At 61.5% G+C, this 20,004-nt stretch carries 21 protein-coding genes and 2 pseudogenes; 13 read left to right on the forward strand and 10 right to left on the reverse strand.

Annotated elements, in window-relative coordinates:
- Positions 1–118 precede the first annotated feature (118 nt).
- Both THECO_RS01815 and THECO_RS01820 read right to left on the reverse strand, forming a co-directional pair.
- Entirely contained in the window at positions 119–1,912 is a 1,794-nt protein-coding gene (locus tag THECO_RS01815; RefSeq protein WP_015253363.1) for a sensor histidine kinase, read from the reverse strand.
- A 3-nt stretch (positions 1,913–1,915) separates the two neighbouring features.
- Positions 1,916–3,400, reverse strand: a complete 1,485-nt coding sequence (locus THECO_RS01820; protein WP_052835794.1) for a response regulator transcription factor — start codon at positions 3,398–3,400, stop codon at positions 1,916–1,918.
- A 189-nt stretch (positions 3,401–3,589) separates the two neighbouring features.
- On the opposite strand from THECO_RS01820, the pseudogene THECO_RS01825 reads away from it, so the two are divergent.
- Positions 3,590–3,835, forward strand: a pseudogene (locus tag THECO_RS01825) (tRNA-binding protein); the annotation flags it as partial.
- 4 nt (positions 3,836–3,839) lie between these two features.
- Here the strand turns inward: THECO_RS01825 and THECO_RS01830 are convergent.
- Positions 3,840–4,619: an alpha/beta hydrolase gene (locus THECO_RS01830; protein ID WP_015253365.1), complete on the reverse strand. Its 780-nt coding sequence runs from the start codon at positions 4,617–4,619 to the stop codon at positions 3,840–3,842.
- A gap of 109 nt (positions 4,620–4,728) precedes the next feature.
- Between THECO_RS01830 and THECO_RS01835 the strand changes: the two genes are divergently transcribed.
- The 5 genes from THECO_RS01835 to THECO_RS01855 all read left to right on the forward strand — a co-directional run bounded on the left by THECO_RS01835 (position 4,729) and on the right by THECO_RS01855 (position 7,895).
- A complete protein-coding gene (locus THECO_RS01835; RefSeq protein WP_015253366.1) occupies positions 4,729–5,163 on the forward strand; it encodes a GNAT family N-acetyltransferase in 435 nt (144 codons plus the stop codon).
- A gap of 367 nt (positions 5,164–5,530) precedes the next feature.
- A complete protein-coding gene (locus THECO_RS01840) occupies positions 5,531–6,010 on the forward strand; it encodes a DUF2975 domain-containing protein (RefSeq protein ID WP_015253367.1) in 480 nt (159 codons plus the stop codon).
- Positions 6,011–6,020: 10 nt separating this feature from the next.
- Positions 6,021–6,242 (forward strand): helix-turn-helix domain-containing protein, encoded by a 222-nt coding sequence (locus THECO_RS01845; protein ID WP_015253368.1) that lies wholly within the window; start codon positions 6,021–6,023, stop codon positions 6,240–6,242.
- A complete protein-coding gene (locus THECO_RS01850) occupies positions 6,242–7,195 on the forward strand; it encodes a DUF817 domain-containing protein (protein WP_015253369.1) in 954 nt (317 codons plus the stop codon). Before THECO_RS01845 ends, THECO_RS01850 begins: the two co-directional genes overlap by 1 nt.
- On the forward strand, positions 7,167–7,895 hold the full coding sequence (locus THECO_RS01855; RefSeq protein ID WP_052835795.1) for a Dph6-related ATP pyrophosphatase: 729 nt from the start codon (positions 7,167–7,169) through the stop codon (positions 7,893–7,895). Before THECO_RS01850 ends, THECO_RS01855 begins: the two co-directional genes overlap by 29 nt.
- Before the next feature lie 23 nt (positions 7,896–7,918).
- Here THECO_RS01855 and THECO_RS01860 read toward each other — a convergent pair whose 3' ends face one another.
- A complete protein-coding gene (locus tag THECO_RS01860) occupies positions 7,919–8,902 on the reverse strand; it encodes a helix-turn-helix transcriptional regulator (RefSeq protein WP_015253371.1) in 984 nt (327 codons plus the stop codon).
- Between the two features lie 274 nt (positions 8,903–9,176).
- Here THECO_RS01860 and THECO_RS21905 point away from each other — a divergent pair, with 274 nt between their 5' ends.
- The gene (locus THECO_RS21905) at positions 9,177–9,329 is read left to right on the forward strand and encodes a hypothetical protein (RefSeq protein ID WP_408646086.1); all 153 of its coding nucleotides are present in this window, start codon (positions 9,177–9,179) and stop codon (positions 9,327–9,329) included.
- A 58-nt stretch (positions 9,330–9,387) separates the two neighbouring features.
- On the opposite strand, the gene THECO_RS21910 is transcribed toward THECO_RS21905, so the two are convergent.
- The 4 genes from THECO_RS21910 to zwf all read right to left on the reverse strand — a co-directional run bounded on the left by THECO_RS21910 (position 9,388) and on the right by zwf (position 14,314).
- Entirely contained in the window at positions 9,388–9,903 is a 516-nt protein-coding gene (locus THECO_RS21910; protein WP_015253372.1) for a hypothetical protein, read from the reverse strand.
- 164 nt (positions 9,904–10,067) lie between these two features.
- Positions 10,068–10,733: a fructose-6-phosphate aldolase gene (gene fsa, locus THECO_RS01875; protein ID WP_015253373.1), complete on the reverse strand. Its 666-nt coding sequence runs from the start codon at positions 10,731–10,733 to the stop codon at positions 10,068–10,070.
- Positions 10,734–10,821: 88 nt separating this feature from the next.
- Positions 10,822–12,816, reverse strand: a complete 1,995-nt coding sequence (tkt, locus tag THECO_RS01880) for a transketolase (protein WP_015253374.1) — start codon at positions 12,814–12,816, stop codon at positions 10,822–10,824.
- Positions 12,794–14,314 (reverse strand): glucose-6-phosphate dehydrogenase, encoded by a 1,521-nt coding sequence (gene zwf, locus THECO_RS01885; RefSeq protein ID WP_015253375.1) that lies wholly within the window; start codon positions 14,312–14,314, stop codon positions 12,794–12,796. The genes tkt and zwf overlap by 23 nt, the downstream gene beginning before the upstream one ends.
- A gap of 122 nt (positions 14,315–14,436) precedes the next feature.
- On the opposite strand from zwf, the gene THECO_RS01890 reads away from it, so the two are divergent.
- Both THECO_RS01890 and rpiA read left to right on the forward strand, forming a co-directional pair.
- Positions 14,437–15,345, forward strand: a complete 909-nt coding sequence (locus tag THECO_RS01890; RefSeq protein WP_041853749.1) for a LysR family transcriptional regulator — start codon at positions 14,437–14,439, stop codon at positions 15,343–15,345.
- A 254-nt stretch (positions 15,346–15,599) separates the two neighbouring features.
- Positions 15,600–16,115, forward strand: a pseudogene (gene rpiA / locus THECO_RS20895) (ribose-5-phosphate isomerase RpiA); the annotation flags it as partial.
- Between the two features lie 117 nt (positions 16,116–16,232).
- Here the strand turns inward: rpiA and THECO_RS01900 are convergent.
- A complete protein-coding gene (locus THECO_RS01900) occupies positions 16,233–16,583 on the reverse strand; it encodes a DUF2200 domain-containing protein (protein WP_015253378.1) in 351 nt (116 codons plus the stop codon).
- A gap of 400 nt (positions 16,584–16,983) precedes the next feature.
- Here THECO_RS01900 and THECO_RS01905 point away from each other — a divergent pair, with 400 nt between their 5' ends.
- On the forward strand, positions 16,984–17,691 hold the full coding sequence (locus tag THECO_RS01905) for a hypothetical protein (protein ID WP_052835796.1): 708 nt from the start codon (positions 16,984–16,986) through the stop codon (positions 17,689–17,691).
- Positions 17,639–17,923, forward strand: a complete 285-nt coding sequence (locus THECO_RS21915) for a hypothetical protein (protein ID WP_052835797.1) — start codon at positions 17,639–17,641, stop codon at positions 17,921–17,923. Before THECO_RS01905 ends, THECO_RS21915 begins: the two co-directional genes overlap by 53 nt.
- Positions 17,924–18,010: 87 nt before the next feature.
- On the opposite strand, the gene THECO_RS01910 is transcribed toward THECO_RS21915, so the two are convergent.
- Entirely contained in the window at positions 18,011–18,196 is a 186-nt protein-coding gene (locus tag THECO_RS01910) for a hypothetical protein (protein ID WP_041853750.1), read from the reverse strand.
- 112 nt (positions 18,197–18,308) lie between these two features.
- Here THECO_RS01910 and THECO_RS01915 point away from each other — a divergent pair, with 112 nt between their 5' ends.
- Positions 18,309–19,517 (forward strand): Ger(x)C family spore germination protein, encoded by a 1,209-nt coding sequence (locus THECO_RS01915; RefSeq protein ID WP_015253380.1) that lies wholly within the window; start codon positions 18,309–18,311, stop codon positions 19,515–19,517.
- Positions 19,514–19,741, forward strand: coding sequence for a hypothetical protein (locus tag THECO_RS01920; RefSeq protein ID WP_015253381.1), 228 nt, complete (start codon positions 19,514–19,516; stop codon positions 19,739–19,741). The genes THECO_RS01915 and THECO_RS01920 overlap by 4 nt, the downstream gene beginning before the upstream one ends.
- Positions 19,742–20,004: the final 263 nt, after the last annotated feature.

The following is a 20,004-nucleotide window of genomic DNA, read 5'->3' on the forward strand; positions in this document are numbered from 1 at the left end:
AAGCGCTTCCGCTTCGCAATTAAAATCGTAGCACGGTGTCGGCCGCTGTCGTTAGAACGATCTTTGCCAATGGTTGTGCTTTATTTGGGTGTTGCGCAGCGCCGGGCATGGCCTTAAATCAGGACGATTTTTGGATGCTTGGAATATTTTTGGCCGTCCGGTACGGCAGCTCGATCCGCACCGTCGTCCCTTCGCCGGCGCGGCTTTGGATCTGCACGCCGTAAGGCTCGCCGTAGAGCAGGGTCAGCCGCTCGTGCACGTTGCGCATGCCGATGCCCGTGAACAGGTGGCCCCTGGATCTGCTTTTCGATTCCGGCCAGCCTCCGTCAAGCTCCATGCCGTCCCCGTTGTCGACGATCTCGCACACGAGCGTATTCCCCTTGCGCGACACCGTCACATACACCGATCCTTCCGCCTTTCGGTTGAACGCGTGGAAGAACGCGTTCTCGACGAACGGCTGGATCATCAGCTTCGGCACGAGCGCGTCCCGGCAATCCGGGGCAACGAAGTCATGCAGCTTGATCCGGTCCCCGTTGCGGGCTTCCATGATGAGGGCGTAATGCCGCAGAAGCTCGATGTCCCGCTCGACGGTGATCGTCTCGCTCACGTCGCCGATCGCGTTCTGCAGCAGGGCGATCAGGGCGTTGATCGTCTCCGACGCCTTCTCCCGGCTTCCCTGCTTCACCATGATCTTGATGGAGGCCAGCGTATTGTACAGGAAATGCGGATTGATCTGCCGCTGCAGCGCCGCGAGCTCCGCGTTCCGCTTCTTCCGCTGGGCCTGGTCCAGCTCCGCGAGGTACTCCTTGAGCTCGTCCAGCATGAAGTTGAACGCCCGCGCCAGCTGGCGCGTCTCGTAGCTGCCCGTCTCCGAGACGTAATGCCCGAATTCGTATTTCGAAATGTTCGAGATCTGCTTTACCAGCCGCGTCAGCGAGCGGGTCAGCCGCCGGGAGATCATGTACACGATGATCAGCGCGCCGGCCACGATGCCGATGACGATCAGGGTGATCGTGCGCGTATCGACGAGCGTGTTCAAGATGGACTGCTTGTCGATGAGATTGACCATGTACAGATCATAGAAGGGCAGATACTCGGCCAGCACGATCTGGTTCCGGCCGAACAGGTGCATGCTCGCGTAATCCCGGCCGTGCCCGTGCATGTCCTCCGCGATGCCCAGCAGCTCCGGCACCTGCCGTCCGATCAGCTCCCCGCGGTTGCTGGACAGAATCGTGCCGGACCGGTCGAGGATCACCATGTCGTTGCCTTCGCTGGTATAGCTGGAATAGAGCTGCTTGAACTCGCTTTCCCGCATGGCGAAGAACAGGGTTCCGTACACGAACCCCGTCGAGCGTTCCATCATGGCTTTCGCGGCGATGATGACCGGCTCCGCTCCATCCGCCTCCCGAAAATCGGCCAGATACAGGAGCCGCTTCGGATCTTCATGCGCCGCGAGCGTGACCGGATGGCGGTCGATGTCCGCTTCGGCGATCGGCCAGATCAGCCGGTTCGTCATGTACGTGCGGCCGTTGATGCCCTTGACGATGATCGCCGTCTCGTACGTTTCGATGGCCGTCGCGATCTGGTCCATCTGCTTGCGCATATTGTAGTAAGACTTCGCCATCGTCAGCGAGTCGCCGTCCGATTCGGTCAGATACTGCTTGACCGAACCGCTCTGCAGCATGTTGTTGGAGGCGGTCACGATGGCGGTGTTGAGGGACTGGAAGCCGGAGTTGATCTGGCTGAGCACCTTGGAGTTGATGATGCTGAACGTGTCGATGAACAGCCGCTCGGACAGCCGGATCGTCGACCAGGTGACGAGCACGGATACGGCGGCGATGCTGATGACGGTGACGAGAAAAAGTTTGATGAAGAGGCCGTTGATCTGAAAACGGTTGAGCCATTTTCGCATGACTTACTCCCTGGCGGTTCCGGCCGTCATCCTGCGGTACTCGCTCGGGGAGCGGCCGGTGAATTTCTTGAACACCTTGCAGAAATAGCTGTGATCCGGGAAGCCCACCTTCGCGCCGATCTCCGCAATGGAGCCGGACCCGGTGCGGAGCATCTCCGCCGCCTTATGGATCCGGATCTTGTTGACATATTCGACGAATCCTTCGCCGCTGCGGGCGGAGAACCAGCTGGACAGGTACGACGGGTTGAAGTGAAAATGTTTCGCGACTTCCTTCAGGCTGAGCGGTTCCGCATAGTTCTGTTCGATGTAGTCCAGCAGTTTCTTCATGTTGTCCCGCGCGGCGTTCCGGGCGGAATCCGCCAGCCGCCTTTCCGCTTCCGCCGTGAACGCGTGGAGGATGCCGGCCGCCTCTTCCGCGTTCCGCGCCTGTTGGATGGCGTCGAAATAGCGGAATTTCTCCTTGTCCAGCCCTTGCGCGTCGAAGCCCATGTTCTCCGTCAGGACGGTGATCGTGAAGATCATGTTGTTCAGGAAAGACTTGAACTCCTCGACGTCCATGCCGCCGGCGGCGCGCAGCTTCTCCACATGCCGGCGCAGCCCGCCGAACGCCTCGCCGAACTGCATCAGCTTGAACGCTTCCGTGAACTGGTTGAGGTTGAACGCTTCCACCGTCAGCGGCGGAGCCGCATCTTCCGCGAACGTCAGCCAGCGGGCGTCGGGACGGTAGAAGGCCCGGCGCGCCAGCGGATGAATCTGCTCCCGCAGCACGTCCCCCGTCCGCATGAAGTCCTCATAGGGCCGGCTGATGAGCAGCGTTCCGGCTTGGCCGAATGCGTCCGCCCATTGCGCGGCGAGACCGTCCAGCGGCGCTTGCGTTTGCAGGTCCGCGTTCCCGTTCAGCAGAAAGCCCGTCAGACCGCGGCCGGCCGGGAACGGCAGGCAGACGGCGCCGGGAAACCGCTTTCCAACCATCGATTGGAGCGCGGCGGCTGCTGCTTCGGAGATATCCTTCGCGGTCACGGCCAGCAAGCGGAAGACGGGATGCGGGAACGACGCGCGGATGTCGGCGCGGTCCGCTTCGCCGCCGAGTTCGAATCCGGCCGTGATTTTCTCGAGCAGCCGTTCCGCTGCGGCGGCGGACGCCTTCGCCTCGCGGGCGGCGTTCGGCCGCAGCCCCGTTCTGCCAGCTGCCTTGTTCAGCACTTGCAGCAGTTCCCGAGGCTCCAGCTTCGGCTTCAACATATAGTCCGCGACCCCGCTCTGGAACGTGGATCGGACATACTCGAACTCGCCGAAGCTGCTGAGCACGACCACTTCGATATCCGGATAGCGCGTTTTGACGACCTTCGTCAGCTCTTCGCCGTCCATCACCGGCATGACGATGTCGGTGATGACGATGTCCGGCCTGCACGCCTCGATCATTTCCAGCGCTTCCCGTCCGTTCGCCGCTTCCCCGACGATGGAGAACCCCTCTTGTTCCCAGTTCATGTAGTGCTTGATGCCTTGCCGGATCAGAATTTCATCGTCTACGATCAGGATTTTGCACAGGTGCCCTTCGATTGTAAACGCCTCCATTCTGAGCGTGCGTGCTTTTCTTCTAACCATAGCAAAAGGCCCCGCCGGCCAGCAATAGACAGGCTGCGGCAGACCGCCCGGACGGGCTGGACAAATGGTGCGCCGGCCATCAAGCTGAAAATTGATTTCGGGGAACTGGGGATCAAGCAATCTTCCGCCCAGATCACGCGCAGATATGCGCCGGAGCAGCTCGTCGGACGCCAGGTCGCGGCGGTCGTCAACTTCCCGCCGAGACGCATCGCGGGCTTCAGCTCCGAGGTGCTCGTCCTCGGCGGCATTCCGGAAGAAGGCGATGTCGTGCTGCTGCGGCCGGATGAACCGGTTCCGAACGGCACGCCGATCGCGTAGGCGGTCAGAGGCCGATGGATTTCAGGAATTCCGCGATCCTTCTCCGGGTCTCGTCGAGCGGGCGGTTTCCGTGTCGGCCATGGCGGAAAAAAACGTGCTCCATTCCTTCGTAAGCGATCCAGGTGATGTCGTTGCCCGCCGCAGCCATCCGCTCGACGAAGTCCCGGTTTTGCTCGAAAAGAGGGTCCGCGGTACCGATCATCCAGAGCGTGGGCGGGAGGCATTTTTTTACGTTGTGGTACGGAGAGATGTTCCGCGCCTCAGGCAGCAGGCCGGGGTAGAGGCGCTCTGTGATGTCCACGGCGTCCATCCCGGCGGCGAAAATGACCAGCGCGTCCGGGACGGGGGAGATGGCCGGATCGTCTCCTTCGTCGTTCAGATGGTCGAACATGATGGCGGACACGGCGGTGTATCCGCCGGACGATGAAGCGCACACGACGATTTTTTGCGGGTCGATGCCCCATTCGGATGCGTGCCCGCGCAGCCGCCGGACGGCGGATCTGGCGTCACAGATCGCCTGAACCGGCGTGAAGCCTTCGTCTTGTCCGGTCCGGCATTCGACGCAGATCGCGACATATCCCTTCGAGGCGAGGTACGCGGCGTGGTACTGGAAATCCGCAGGCGTATTCGGCGTCTTGCCGAAGGTGCCGCCGATGAAGAACAGCACCGCCGTCCGGTCCATTCCGCCGGTGTCAGGCTCGAACACGAAAAACCGGAGCTTCCGCCCGCCGATCACCTTGTAGACGGCTTCCTTCACGGGGAAGACGAAGGGGTAGTCGCGCATGGACATCACCTTGACGGTTTTTTTGGTCTTTCTGTCATATTGGAAGATGGAAGCGGTTACTGTCAACGTGCGGGGGCATGAAGATGGCAGACAAGGAGGGTCGGACGGCATGATGGAAGTGGTGCGGGCGACTCCCGACCATGTGGAAGGCATCTGCCGGGTGTGCGCGGACGGCTGGCGGGCGACGTATGCGGACATGTGCAGCCCGGAGTACATTGAACGGATCATCGGGGAGTTCTACAACGAGGAGCGGGTGCTGAAGGAAGTCACGGAAACGGGCCGGGATTGGGGCGGATATTTCGTCGCCGTGGAGGACGGCAAGGTCGTCGGCGCCGGCGGGGGCGGAATGATCGGCGAGCGGTCGGGGGAAGTGTTCGTGCTCTACGTGGCGCCCGACCGGCGGAACGAAGGCATCGGCACCCGGCTGCTGGATGCGATCACCCGGCAGCAGAAGGCGTTCGGTGCCGCCGAGCAGTGGGTGTCCGTGTTCAAGGGCAACCAGAAGGGCATTCCGTTCTACGAGGCCCGGGGGTTCGTCTTTTAGCACGAGCAGCCGAGCCGCGGCAACCGGGACGGGGACGGGTATGTATCGGTGAGGTACAGGAGATGGATATGAGGCGTTCACGCGCCGCCTGCCTTGATGTGCAGGCGGCGTTTTTCTTTGCGGCGGCGCTTTGCGAGGGAGGCTGCAGCGTGCATCCCGCGCTACAGCAGCATGCGAAGCCTCGCGAGGGAGGCTGCAGCGTGCATTCCACGCTACAGCAGCGTGCGGGCCTCACGGGAGCAGCCTGCGGATTGCTTGTCCCGCAAACAAAAAAACAACAAAAATTTCACCTAAAAAAATAAAAATTTATTGTAAAACGATAAATGTCACGTTATATTATAACCAACACGCAAAAGAGGTGCTGAACGTGAAACTGGAGACGCTCTTTCTGAAAATCGTCGTGTTCCTGCTCGGGGTCCCCATATTGGCGCTGTGCATTTTTGCGGTGCCGGAGATGGCGGAGACCGCGGCGGAGGGGCTGCCGGATTACCCCGTCGTCCGGTATCTCGTCTTCCTGGTGTTCTATGCGTCCGCGATTCCGTTCTACTATGCGTTGTACCAGGCATACCGGCTGCTGCAGTACATCGACCGGAACACCGCCTTCTCGGAATCGTCCGTGGACGCGCTGAAGAAGATCAAATACTGCGCCGTTGCCATCTGCATCTGCCATGTGCTGGCGCTGCCCCTCTTCTATCTGTTCGCGCAAATGGATGACGCCCCGGGGCTCGTCATCGTCGGCTGCGTCGTGCCTTTCGCGAGCGTGGTGATCGCCGTCTTCGCGGCCGTCCTGCAGAAATTGCTGCGGCACGCCATTGATATCAAGACCGAAAACGACCTGACGATCTGAGGTGAGGCCCGTGGCAATTATCGTCAACCTTGATGTGATGCTGGCCAAGCGCAAAATGAGCGTGACCGAGCTGTCCGAACGGGTCGGGATCACGATGGCGAACCTGTCAATCCTGAAAAACGGCAAGGCGAAGGCGATCCGCCTGTCCACCCTTGATGCGATCTGTAAAGCGCTCGACTGCCAACCCGGGGACATCCTGGAATACCGGCGGGACGACGCGGGAGAGGCATGATGCGCGGGGCCGAGAAACGCACGGCTGCCATGCGCCGGGCTGTCAAGCGCCCGACCGACAAGCGTAAGGTTGCCGTCCGCCGGGCGCTTACGCGGCTGCTGGCGCAGCTCGCGCATTTCGGCGTCCAGCAGGCGCTGTCGTGCGTGTTTCCCGTCGTCATCTTCGCCTCGCTGGCGCTGACCCGGTACATCCCGCTGCCGCTCTTGCCGCGGTACGACTGGCTGCTCGTCATCTGCCTGCTGATGCAATGGTGGATGCTCCGTTCCGGGCTCGAAACGAAAGATGAAATGAAAGTCATCGCCCTGTTCCACCTGATCGGCCTTGCGCTTGAAATTTTCAAGGTCCATATGGGATCCTGGTCTTATCCGGAACCCGGATACTTCAAGGTATTCGGCGTGCCGCTCTACAGCGGGTTCATGTACGCCAGCGTGGCGAGCTACATGTGCCAGGCGTGGCGAAGGCTCAGGCTGGAGCTGGTGAAATGGCCGCCGTTTCCCCTGGTCGTTCCGCTTGCGGCTGCGATATACCTGAACTTTTTCACCCATCATTACTGGGTGGACATCCGCTGGTGGCTGACCGGGCTGGTGTTCATCGTCTTCTGGCGGTCGCGGGTGCTGTTCGAGGTGAACGGGTCACGCTATCGGATGCCGGTCGCCCTGTCGTTTGTGCTCATCGGCTTTTTCATCTGGGTCGCCGAGAATATCGCCACCTTCTTCGGAGCGTGGCAGTATCCCGATCAAGCCGGCGCCTGGCGCCTTGTGCATACGGGGAAATTGAGCTCGTGGTTCCTGCTCGTCATCGTCAGCTTCCTGATCGTGGCGACGCTGAAGCTGGTGAAGGGCCGCCGGCCCCGGACGGCGCAGACGTTGAGCGGCGAGGGACCGATGCAAACCATGCAAGGGGAGAATGGAGAGCGCAATGGATATGGCAGAGGCACCGAATTGGAAATATAACGCATGCGGGCGCAAATTCGTGGCTTCGTTCAGCGGCGGGAAAGACAGCACGCTGGCGCTGTATCATGCCATGAACACCGGTGAGCCGGTCGGCCTCATCGTCGTCATGGAGGAAGAAGGGCGGCGTTCCCGCTCCCACGGCATCCCGGAGGCCGTCATCCGCGCCCAGGCGGAAGCCGTCGGCCTGCCTGTCCATGCGGCGCCCGCCAGCTGGGAAGCCTACGAGAAGGTGTTCATCGGCCTGCTGGAACAAGCGAAACGGCAGGGCGCGGAAGTGCTCGTCACGGGGGATCTGGACATGCCGGCGCACGGCTGCTGGCATGACCGGGTGACGAGGCGCGCCGGACTCGGTCTCGGCATGCCGCTGTGGGAGCGGGATCATGTCGAGACGGTCAGGGAATTCATCGACCTCGGGTTCCAAGCCGTCCTGGTGACCGTCAATTTGTCGATGGGCATGCGGGAAGCGGATCTCGGACGGATGATCACCCATGAATTGGTGGACGAACTGGCGGCGCGCGGGATCGACCCGTGCGGGGAAAGCGGCGAATTTCACACCCTGGTGATCGACGGCCCGATCTTCAGGCATCCCGTGCCCGTTCGCAAGCGGGAAGTCGTCCGGGACGGGGAATACGCCTTTTTGTCGATCGAGCTTGACGAAGCGGGAGGGCAAGATGTACCGGATTCTGATCGTGGAAGATGACAAGACGTACCGGTGCCCCCCTTTCATTGTCCGGAAGGCGGCACGGCCGCATACTGTGCAATCGCCGCCTTCGCCTCCTGCACGACAAGCGGGATCAGCGATTCGGGGCTGATGATCCGCATCTTTCCGCCGAAGCCCAGCACATACCGCACCGCCTCTTCTTCCGTCTGGAAAAAAAGCACCGCCGTCACCCGCCCGCCTTCCTCTGCCCCGCCGATCTCCCCGATCTCCACAAACCGCTCCGTAAACGTCATCCGTCCGACGATGGACGGGTCGGCGAGCACCCGCACTTCGAGCCGGGGCAGCCCGGCGGCGAACTGCTCCTTGCTCGCCTTCCACCAGGCCGCAAGGTCGAAGTGCGTCGGCCGGACGAACGTCTCGGGCAGGATGTCGGCGCGGACAATCCGGGAGACGCGGTACGAGCGGTATTCATCGTCCGCGTGCATGGCAACCAGGTACCATGCGCTGCCTTTGGCGACAAGGCCGAGCGGGCAGAGTACGCGATCCGTGGTTTCGCCGCCCGCCTTCTGATAGCGGATGCGGAGTTGGCGATCCTCCCACAGCGCCGCCATCGCCTGTCGGAGCGTCTCCGTATGCCCGCCGCCCGAAGGCTTCCACGTCCCGGTGTCGATATAGATCTTCTCCAGATATTGCTGCGCGCTGCTTCTCACCGCCAGCGGCATGGAGGCCGCGAGCTTGCGCCGGATTTCGGGCCCGCCCGGCCGGATGCCGAGCTGCTCGAGCAGTTCGCCGGACGGCAGGATGAACAGCGATTTCAGATCGTCCAGCGTCAGCCCGCTGATCGAGCTGCGGAACCGGTCGATCAGCTTCCAGCCGCCGGTCTTGCCGCGTTCCGAAATGACCGGTATGCCGGCGGCGCTCAGGGCGTCCATGTCGCGCAGAATCGTGCGGTCGGACACTTCCAGCGCTTCCGCGAGCTCCCGGGTCGTCATTTTGCCGTTGTTCTGGAGCAGCAGCATGATTTGCAGCAGCCGGTCCGCTCTCATCGTCTCCGGTCCCTCCTTCGCGTTCCGGATCATCATTTTACCCGTTAATTATGACATGAGATGTCGTATTAATCATCTACCATGATTTCGGGCATTCTGAAATGTTTGAGGAGGTTAATTGGATGAATCCATTCGCAGGGAAACTGGCCGGCAAGGTCGCGTTGGTCGCGGGCGGCACGCGCGGCGCCGGCCGCGGCATCGCCGTCGAGCTCGGAGCGGCAGGGGCGACCGTGTATGTGACGGGGCGGTCGCCGCGCTGGCGAGCGATCCGGAGGTGCGCCGCTGGAACGGCCGGTCGCTCTCGAGCGGCGAGCTCGCCGAGGTGTACGGCTTTACGGACATCGACGGCTCGCGGCCGAATTTCATGAAGTACTATCGCGAGGTCATCCAGCCGGGAAAGCCCGCGGATGCGGAGCGGTACCGGTGATGGTTGACGCTCCCGGGGATGTTCCCCGGGAGTTCGCGTCGCTTCCGGAACGACCGTATCAATCGGAAACCGATAGCGGCACGGTGACCCTGATCGCTCTTGGCTCCTCCGTATTCTCGTACCGCAGTTTTAGGCTTTCGAAATGGACGTACAACGGCTCCTGGCGGGCGATTCCGGACGGGACGGTGAAGGCGATTTTGACGGAGGTGTCCGGGGGAATTTGCCCGAATGAGCCTTCCAGTTCCCGCACCGGCGTATCCTTCGGCGGATCATCGGCTGCGGCCGTTCCGCTGCCTTCGTTTTTGCCGTCCTTGTTCTCGTGATACGTGCCTTCGCACGCCTCGGGCACGACGAACAGGCGATTGTCCGCCAGGGTGGCGTAACCGTTGTTTGCAATTTCGGCCGTCACGTCGACGGCGCCGTCCGGTCGTTTCTCCGCGCTCAGGATGGTCACCTGAATGTCGATGTTGTCCGCGGGAGCAGGCGAGGGCTTGATCAAATCCACGATCACGACCAGCACGATGGCGATGCACAGCACGATGGCCCGCTCAACAGGTTCGCTTATGCTCTTCATCGGAATCGGCACCCCCGGTCGAATGGTCTTGAGGACATATCGCGACAATTCATATATCTATTTAACGCCTAAAGAGCATGTCGGGTTCGGATTTGAGCCGAAAAAAAAAGACGGCCGGACAGGAGGGTTTCCTGTTCGACCGTTATTTTGCTGTCGGACTATCGTTATTTCACGGCATTCTGCCAGTCGGCGGCGAACTTTGCGATGCCCTGATCCGTCAGCGGGTGCTTCGCGATCTGCTCGATGACCTTGAACGGGATCGTGGCAATGTGCGCACCGGCCAACGCAACGCGGGTGACATGATCCGGATGGCGGACGGATGCGGCGATGATTTGCGTATCCAGATTGTGGACGCGGAACAGTTCCGCAACCTTCGTCACGAGCTGGACGCCGTCCTCCGAGATGTCGTCAAGCCGGCCGAGGAACGGCGACACGTACGTCGCGCCGGCGCGGGCGGCGAGCAGCGCCTGGTTGACCGTGAAGATGAGCGTGACGTTCGTCTTGATGCCTTTCTTCGAAAGGTAGCGGCAGGCTTCCAGTCCGTCGAGCGTCATCGGCAGCTTGATCGTGATCTTCGGGTCGTTGTTGTTGATCTTGGCCAGCTCGAGCGCCTGCGCGATCATCTGCTCCGCCGTCACGGCGTCGGGCGTCACTTCGGCCGAGACCGATTCGACTTCGGGAACGGCCTGCAAAATCTGTTCGATGCGGTCCTCGAACTTGACGCCTTCCTTCGCGACGAGCGACGGGTTCGTCGTGACGCCGGACAGGATGCCCATTTTGTACACCTTCTGGATTTCCGCCAGATTGGCCGTGTCGATGAAGAATTTCATGCTGCTCAACCTCCTTGATTTTTAATGGAGTGAACAAACGGTTGAACATTTGCCGGCCGCACGCCGGCGTTAACGGCACGTGGTGCCGTTATTGCAGCATCTCGCGGACGAGGCGGACGACGTTGTCGACGGAGAAGCCGAAATGCTTCAGCACCGCGCCGCCCGGGCCCGAAGCGCCGAAGGTCTCGATCGACAGCACCTTGCCGCCCGGCCCCGCGTAGCGGTCCCAGCCGAGCGAAATGCCGGCTTCGATCACGAGCCGCTTCGCCACGCCGTCCGGCAGGACGGACTTTTTGTAGTCTTCCGGCTGGCGGTCGAACAGTTCGCGGCTCGGCATCGCCACGACGCGCAACTTGACGCCTTCTTTCTCGAGCTCCGCCTTGGCGCCGAGCGCCAGCGACACTTCCGAGCCGGTTGCGATCAGGATGGCATCCGGCTGACCGTTCGCATCGGCGAGCACATAGCCGCCCCGCGCGACTTCAGCTTTGTTGCGCGCCGTCGCTTCGAGCACCGGCAGGTTTTGCCGGCTCAGCACGAGCGCCACCGGGCCGTCCTGCTGCTCGAGCGCGTACGCCCAGGCGCTGGCCGTCTCGTTCGCGTCGGACGGGCGGATGACCGTCACGCCGGGGATGGAGCGCAGCGCGGCGAGCTGCTCGATCGGCTCGTGCGTCGGCCCGTCTTCGCCGACGGCGATCGAGTCGTGGGTGAACACGTACACGACCGGCAGCTTCTGCAGCGCGGCCAGGCGGATCGACGGGCGCAGGTAGTCGCTGAACACGAAGAACGTGCTGACGAACGGGCGGATGCCGCCGTGCAGCGCCATGCCGTTCCCGGCCGCGCCCATCGCGTGCTCGCGGACGCCGAAGTAGACGTTGCGGCCGGCGTACGATTCGACGGCGAACTTGCTCTCGCCCTTGATGTCCGTCATCGTCGAGTGCGACAGGTCGGCGCTGCCGCCGAAGATGGACGGCACGATCTTCACGTAGTGGTTGATCGCTTCGCCGCTCGCGACGCGGGTCGAGATCGCCTTCGCGGGATCGAACGTCAGGATGTCGGCGGCGTCGATCTTCACCGTGCCGTCGATCGCCTGCTCCAGCTCCCGGCCGAGTTCCGGATGCTGCGCCTTGTAAGCTTCGAAGAGCTTGTTCCACTCTGCTTCCTTCGCGGCGCCCTTCGCCTTCAGCTCCGCAAAATGCTTCCGCACTTCATCCGGCACCGTGAACGGTTCTTCCCACGTCCAGCCGTATGCCGCCTTGGCGTTCTTCGCGTCCTCTTCGCCGATCGGGGCGCCGTGCACCTTGTTCGTGCCGGCGTTCTTGCTGCCGTAGCCGATGATCGTGCGCACCTCGATGATCGTCGGCTGATCAAGATTCGCCTTCGCTTCCGCGATGGCAGCCGATACCGCGGCCGGATCGTTGCCGTCCTCCACACGCAAGTATTGCCAGTTCGCGGATTCGGCCCGCAGCCGGACGTTCTCGCTGAAGCTGAGCTTGAGCTCGCCGTCCAGCGAGATGTCGTTCGAGTCGTACAGCACGATCAGCTTGCCGAGCTTCATGTGGCCGGCCATCGACATCGCCTCGTAGGAGATGCCCTCCTGCAGGCAGCCGTCGCCGACGAGCGCGTACGTGTAGTGGTCGACGACCGGGAAGCCTTCCCGGTTGAACTTCGCGGCCAGATGCGCTTCGGCCATCGCCATGCCGACCGCCATCGCGATCCCCTGGCCGAGCGGACCCGTCGTCGCTTCGACGCCGTCGGTGTGCCCGAACTCGGGATGGCCGGGCGTCTTGCTGCCGAGCTGGCGGAATTGCTTCAGGTCGTCGAGCGTCACGTTGTAGCCGAACAGATGCAGCAGGCTGTACAGCAGCATCGAGCCGTGGCCGGCCGACAGGACGAAGCGGTCGCGGTTGAACCATTTGCTGTTCGCCGGATTGTGGTTCATATGCTCGCTCCAGAGCGCGTACGCCATCGGCGCGGCGCCCATCGGCAGGCCGGGATGGCCGGAGTTGGCGGCGTTGATCGCATCGATGGACAGCGTGCGGATGGTGTTGATGGCAAGTTGGTCAATGGTTGGTTTGGCAGACATAGCGTTCCCCCTCGTTCGTATTGGATTTCAAATCGGATTTGTCGTCGAACCACCAGTGGAAACCGTCCCGCGCGAGCAGCGCGTCGGACTCGGCAGGTCCGTAGCCGCCGGCCTCATAAGAATGAAGCGGCACCAGATCCTCCCCGAAGGCGTCCAGAATCGGCTGGACCCATTGCCAGGACAGTTCGACCTCGTCCCAATGCGCGAAGAAGGTCGGGTCCCCGGCAAGCGCGTCGCCGATCAGATTTTCGTAGGCTTCGGGCGAGTTCTCCCCGACGGCATGCAGATCGATATGAATCGGCTTGAAGCTGCCGTCCAGCCCGGACTCCTTCGTGTTCAGCTGCAGCGTAATGCTTTCTTTCGGCCCGATCTCGATGACAAGCAGGTTCGGTTCGGCGCCGTTCGGCGACCGCGGGTGTTTCACCGGCTCCTTGAACTCGACGACGATGCGCGTCGATTTCTCCTTCAGCCGCTTGCCCGTGCGGATGTAGAACGGCACGCCGCGCCAGTTGTTGTTGTCGATATGCAGGCGGGCGGCGATGAACGTCTCGGTGCGCGAGTCCGGCGCGATGCCCGGTTCCGACGTGTAGCCGACAACCGGCTTCCCGCCGATGCTGCCGGCCGCATACTGGCCGCGCACGACGTGGATGCCCACGTCTTCCTTCTGCAGCAGTTCGAGAGACTCCATCACCCGTTTCTTCTTGAAGCGCACGGTCTCGGAACTGCTGTCGTGGGGCAGATGGATCGCCGCCATCATGAGCAGCTGCAGCAGATGGTTCTGGAACATGTCGCGCAGGGCGCCGGCGCGGTCGTAATAGCCGGCCCGTTCCTCGACGCCGACCGTTTCGTTCGCCGTAATCTGCACGTTGGCGATGTAACGGTTGGTCCACAGCGCCTGGATGACCGGGTTCTCCTGCTGCAGCGTCTCCAGCCGCTGCACGATCGGCTTGCCGAGGTAATGGTCGATGCGGTAAATCTCGTCCTCCGCGAACGATTCGCTGAGCTTCCGGTTCAGCTCCCGGGCGGAGCGGAGGTCATGGCCGAACGGCTTCTCGATGACGAGCCGCTTCCAGCCGCGGCCGGAACCGAGTCCGCTCAAGCGGATGTTGTCGGCGATCGTTCCGAAAAACTCGGGCCCGACCGACAGGTAGAACAAGCGGTTCTCCGGAATGCCGAGTTCTTCCTCCCTCGCCTTCACGAGGTCGAGCAGCCTGAGGTAGTCCGCTTCGCGGCCGATGTCGAGCATGCAGTACCGGAACGCTTCCAGGAAGCGGCCGAGCGTCGCGGCGTCTTCCGGCTTGTTGCGGGAGAACTGCCGCAGCGACTGCTCCACGTTGGCCCGGAGCGTGTCGTCGCTCCATTCCCTTCTCCCGAGGCCGATGACGGAGAAAGCCGCCGGCAGCTTGCCGCGGATGAACAAATTGTAAAGCGCCGGATAGATTTTGCGTTTCGCCAAATCGCCGGTTGCTCCGAACAAAACAAAAGTGGTCGGCTCCAACTTCCTTCTCCTTTCCGCCATTGCATGCGAAAATGCTGGCTTCTCGCTTTAATAAACACTATAATACATTTCAAAGTCATGCGAATAATTGATAGATTTAAGGAGATATATAGATCGTGTCTATGGGCATAAATTACGAGCTGTACAAGGTGTTCTATTGGGCGGCGAAGACCGGCAGCCTGACGCAGGCCGCCCGAAAACTGTACCTTACACAGCCGAGCGTCAGCCACGCGATCAAGCAATTGGAGGAACGGTTCGGCGTTACCCTTTTTTCCCGCACGGCCAGGGGAGTGGAGCTGACGCAGGAAGGCGCCGTCCTGTACGCCTATATCGAGCAGTCGCAGATGCTCATCTCGCTCGCCGAAGAGAAGATGGCGGCGCTGCGCAGCCTCGAGAGCGGCGAGCTGCGCATCGGCGGCAGCGATTCGCTGTTCAAGCACTACCTGCTGCCGTATCTGGAGCAGTTCCACGAGCGCTACCCCGGCATCCGGCTGCACCTCCACCACGGCACGACGCCGGAAATCATCGGCTTCCTGAAGGAAGGGCGGATCGATCTGGGCGTCGCGCGCATGCCGATCGTCGATCCGCAGCTGCAGGCGATGGAGACGTACCGGCTGCAGGACTGCTTCGTGGCGGGCTCGCGCTACGAGCACCTGAAGGGCGAGGTGCTGCCCCTGGAGCGGCTGCTGGAGTACCCGATCATCCTGTTCTCCCGCAACAGCCGGGCGCGCATGACGATCACGGAGCTGTTCCAGAGCAAGGGATTTGCACTCCGGCCCGAGATCGAGGTCGGCAGCGTCGATCTGCTCATCGAGTTCGCGAAGCGGGGGCTGGGCATTTCCTACGTGGCGAAGGAGTTCGTGACGCAGGAGCTGGAGGAGGGCGTGCTGTTCGAGGTGCGCATCGACTTGCCGCTGCCTCCGGCCAAAGTCGGCATTCTGACGATGAGCAGCGTGCCGCTGTCCGGCGCGGCCTCCGCCTTCATCGAGCTCATCGGCAAAGGTTCCGATATCAAGGAGGATGCCCGTTGACAGACAGGAATGGCTGCCCGGACCCGATTCAAATCATTGACTACAAGAAATGACTTCATGACCGTTCCCGGGCGGCAGTTCCGGGCACCGTGCCCGGGGCTGCCGCTGCTTGATGCATCTTGTATAAACCGGATTTTTGCCGTATGCTGGCAGCAAGAATCTCAGCCAGAGGGCGGTTAAACGGGATGCACGAGAAACAGTTGATGGAGAAACAGTTGGTCGGCGCAAGGGCGGCGGAGCTGGTGGAGGACGGCATGGTCGTAGGTCTCGGCACGGGGTCGACGGCTTATTACATGATCCAGCGCCTGGCGGAAAGGGTCAGAGCAGGCCTGGACATTGCATGTGTCTCCACCTCCAGGCAAACCCATGAATTGGCCGCATCGTCGGGAATCCGGATATTGGATGTCAATCAGGTCGAAGCCATCGATCTTACGATCGACGGCGCGGATGAGATCGACGAGCACTTTAACGCCATCAAAGGCGGCGGAGGCGCGCTGCTGCGGGAGAAAATCGTCGCCTCCCTTTCGAGAAAGGTCGTTATCATCGCGGATTCCACCAAACGGGTGAAGCAATTGGGAAAATTCCCGCTGCCGGTGGAAATTGTAGCCTTCGCCCACAAACACACGTTGAAAAAATTCGAACAAGCCGGGTATCCGGCGAAAATCAGGGAGAAAGACGGGGCGCTCTTCGTGACAGACGGCGGGAACCACATTGTCGATCTTCATCTGGGCAGGATTGACGACCCCGAAGGGCTGGCTGAAACGATTGACCGGATGACGGGAGTTGTCGACCACGGATTGTTCATCGATCTTGTCCATGAGGTGCTTGCATGTCCTGATCCTGTATGCGCGCATCCGGATCCGCCGCGCGGCCGCGAAGAAGCCGGATTAAGTCCGCAAAATCTTCTCCATCGCTTTGCCCTTCGCCAATTCGTCGATCAGCTTGTCCAGACAGCGGATTTCCCGCATGAGCGGATCTTCAATCGTCTCCACGCGGACGCCGCAGACCACGCCTTTGATCAGCGCTCTTGCGGGATTGAGCAGGGGCGCTTCCGCGAAAAACGTCTCAAAATCCGTCCGCTTCTCCAGATGGGCTTCCAGCTCTTCCTGACTGTACCCGGTCAGCCAACGGATGATCTCGTCGACTTCCGCTTTCGTGCGGCCTTTTTTCTCCGCCTTCGCGACATAGTGGGGGTAGACGCTCGCGACGCTCATGGTGTAGATGCGATGTTTGGCCATGGTCCCCGTCCTTTCGTGCTTGTCGATTTCACCCGCTGCCATGATCGTACCATATCCGTACGGGACAATACAGGCGTGCGCGGCCGGCCCTGCATTTCGGAGATGAGATCGCCGCCAATCCGGAATACCGGGAAGAAGAGCTGACGGCGGAACAATTATTCGCCGACTACCGGACGCGGCCGGAAGACCTCGGGCTCGAAGGCAGGACGGTGCGCATCGTGACCGTCGCCGGCCTGACCGGCCCCGGCATGCTGATCGTGAAGGATGCGGACACGCTCCTGCTCCTGTGGGACGGGCACTATTACGAGATGAAGCGTGAAAACGGGTAAATATGACTACAACAAATCCCGCGCGAATTCCGTCTAAGAAGCGAAACCCTTTTTGCAAGGAGATGAACAGCATGAGCAAATCATCACTCGCGGCGGCGCTGCTTCTGGGCGTTGTACTGACCGGATGCGCGGCAGTACAAGCCAAGGAGACTCCCGCCGCGCAAGGGGTGCAACAGCAGCAGACGGAAGTATCCGACCCGGCCGCATCCGAAGCAGCCGCGGAAGAGGCGGTCAGAGGCGTGGTCGAGGCATTCGGCAAGAAATTGCAGATGGTTTCGCTTCTGGCTCCGGAAGATGTCCTGCGGGAGAGCATGCGGGAGCATTACGCCGATTACGTATCGCCCGCGCTGCTTGAAGCCTGGCTGAATGATCCCGCATCCGCCCCCGGCCGGCTGACTTCCAGCCCGTGGCCGGACCGGATCGAGATCAAGTCGGTGGAACAAACGGCGGATGATGCGTACCGGGTGGAAGGCGGCATCATCGAAACCACGAGCGCCGACGGCGAGGCGGCGGCCAAGCGCCCCGTTACGCTCGAAGTGCGGAATATTGAAGGCCGCTGGCTCATTGACGCCGCCGAATTGGGGGACTATGAAGACGGGGATCAGGCGGAATCCGCCGCCTTGGAGAACAAGCAGTACGGATTCCGCTTCGCCCTGCCCGACAGCTGGGCCGGCTATACGATCGTGGAGGACCGGTGGGAAGGCGTGTCCCCGGAAGGATGCGAGCGTGAAGGCGTCGGGCCCGCTCCTGTCCATCCGTCATCCCGAATGGACGGCTGAAGATCCGAGGCAGGATATCCCGATCATGATCTTCACGCACGATCAATGGAACGCCCTCGAGCAGGGCGAGTTCCATATCGGCGCCGCGCCGATGAACCCGAGCGAGCTCGGACGCAACAACAAATACGTGTTCGCGCTTCCGGCCCGCTACAACTTCGCGTTCCCGACCGGGTACGAGGAAGTGGAGGAAATCCTGAGCGGCAATCCGCTTCAGCCGTTTGATGTGGAGTAACCGTTCATTCGCAGCCTTGCTCCGACCGGGAGCAAGGCTGCATTTGCGTTCTCCCCGTGTTCCTGCCGAAAATGCATTAGAGTAAAATCACTTGCAGTCAGGAAGGAATGTTTCGGCACTTTCATCAAAATCGTCGTGTTCTACTTTCTGCTGGTTCAGTGCACGGCCCGTGTAATCGGATTGTCCGACTGGCGGCCGATCGTCCTGCCGGTCGGCCTGCTCATTCTGATTTCCGGCATCTGGGCGGCGCCCAATCTGCAACAGCTGGTCCACGCGCTCGGCACGTCCATCGGTTCGAGCTTCTGCTCATCCAGCTCGGCATTCCGCTCCTGCTGCTCGCGGTTGCTCTCATCCGGGGAAAAAAGGGAGCGCCGGCGACGGCAAAATGAACAGCTTAATCTCCCGGTACCGCGCATGGTTCCTGGTGCCCTGCCTCGCCCTGACGAGCCTGTCCCTTGCCGGTTGCTGGGACAGGACGGAAGTGAACGACCTGGCTCTGGTGACCGCGGCGGGGATTGACCGTGCCGGGGAGAACGCCGTCGAGCTCACGGTCCAGGTGTTCGTCCCCCGGGCAGGGGGAGGCAGCCAACTGGGACAGCCCGGCAGCGCGGCGGGCGATGAGCGGTCGGTGGTGCGATCGGCGAAGGGGAAGACGATCGCGGAGGCGATGGCCAAGCTGCAGGAGCGGTTTCCCCGAAGAATCTTCTGGGGGCACGCCGAGGTGTTCATCATCGGCGAGAAGGTCGCCCGAACCGGCATCCGCGAATATGTCGACTTCTTCCTCTGTTTCTCGCAGCCGCGCGAACATGCGGACATCTTCGTCAGCAAGGGCGAGGCGAAGAAAGTGCTCGAGCTGATTCCGCCCCTGGAGCGCCATCAGGCGGAAGTGCTCCGGGAGCTGTCCGAATCCAAGGTCAGCCTTCATGTGACGCTCAAAGATCTCGCGGAGATGCTGGTCGGAGACGCGGGCGACGCCGCTCTGCCGTATTTGACCACTCTGCCGCCGCCCGGGGGGAAGGGTCAGCAGCATACGATCGCGTACATTGCCGGGACGGCCGTATTCCGGGATGACCGGATGATCGGCACGCTCAACCAGCAGAAGACGCGGGGGCTGATGTGGCTGCGGGATGAAATCAAATTTTCGGTGGTGACCCTTTCGCCGGAGGATGCGAACGGATTCATCTCGTTCTATCTGCTGCGAAGCCGCACGAAATGGCTTCCCCGGATCGAGGGCGACCGCTGGAGCATGACCGTGGAGATCACGACGGAAGACGATGTCGTGGAGAACACGACAAGCCTCGATTTGCTGGACCCGGAAGTGACGCGGGCGCTTGAGGCGGAGCTGGAGCGGGAGATTGTCCGCCGCATTGAGCTGACCCTGAAACAGGTGCAGCAGGAGATGAAGGTGGATATCGTGGGATTCGCAGAAATTTTTCACCGCCGATATCCGCGTGAATGGCGGAAGGTGCAGGACCGGTGGGACGAGAAATTTCCGGAGGTCGAAGTCCGTGTGGAAGTCGATGCGAAAATTTTGAGACCGGGCGTGAGCGGTTCGATGATCACCCGGCCGAAGGATGAGAGGCGGAACCGATGAAGATGCTGACCATGGCGGCCGTGGTCATCACAGCCGCGGTCATCTTCCTGCGGGAATGGCCGCGAGTCGGCAAGGAGAAGGCGAAGGAGAGGGCGACGTTCCTCATGCTCCTGGGTCTGGGCGTGCTGCTCGCCTTCTTCCTGTGGCGCTTTCCGCGCATGCCCGGCCCGACCGATCTCGTCGAGGCGATGTTCCACTCGATGGCCGCCGCTCTCGGCCTCTGAGTCATCTGGTTTGACCCGGAGGAGGCGTGGCGGCCGGATATGGTGCAGATATGCACCAGATTTGCACCAGAATTGCCCCGGAGAAGACATGGCGGCTGCACGCGATGCACTTTTGCACCAGATTGGGGCAAGGCCCGCGTGATTACCGGGAATCGGTTCTGTGAGTCCGGTTATTGACATGCAGCCGGCGTGATGTTAATATTTGATGCGTCATTTATATTTGATAATGATTCTCAATATCGACCAAACGGCAACGTCTACTT

It is taken from the genome of Thermobacillus composti KWC4 (assembly GCF_000227705.2).
Taxonomy (GTDB): Bacteria; Bacillota; Bacilli; order Paenibacillales; family Paenibacillaceae; genus Thermobacillus; species Thermobacillus xylanilyticus.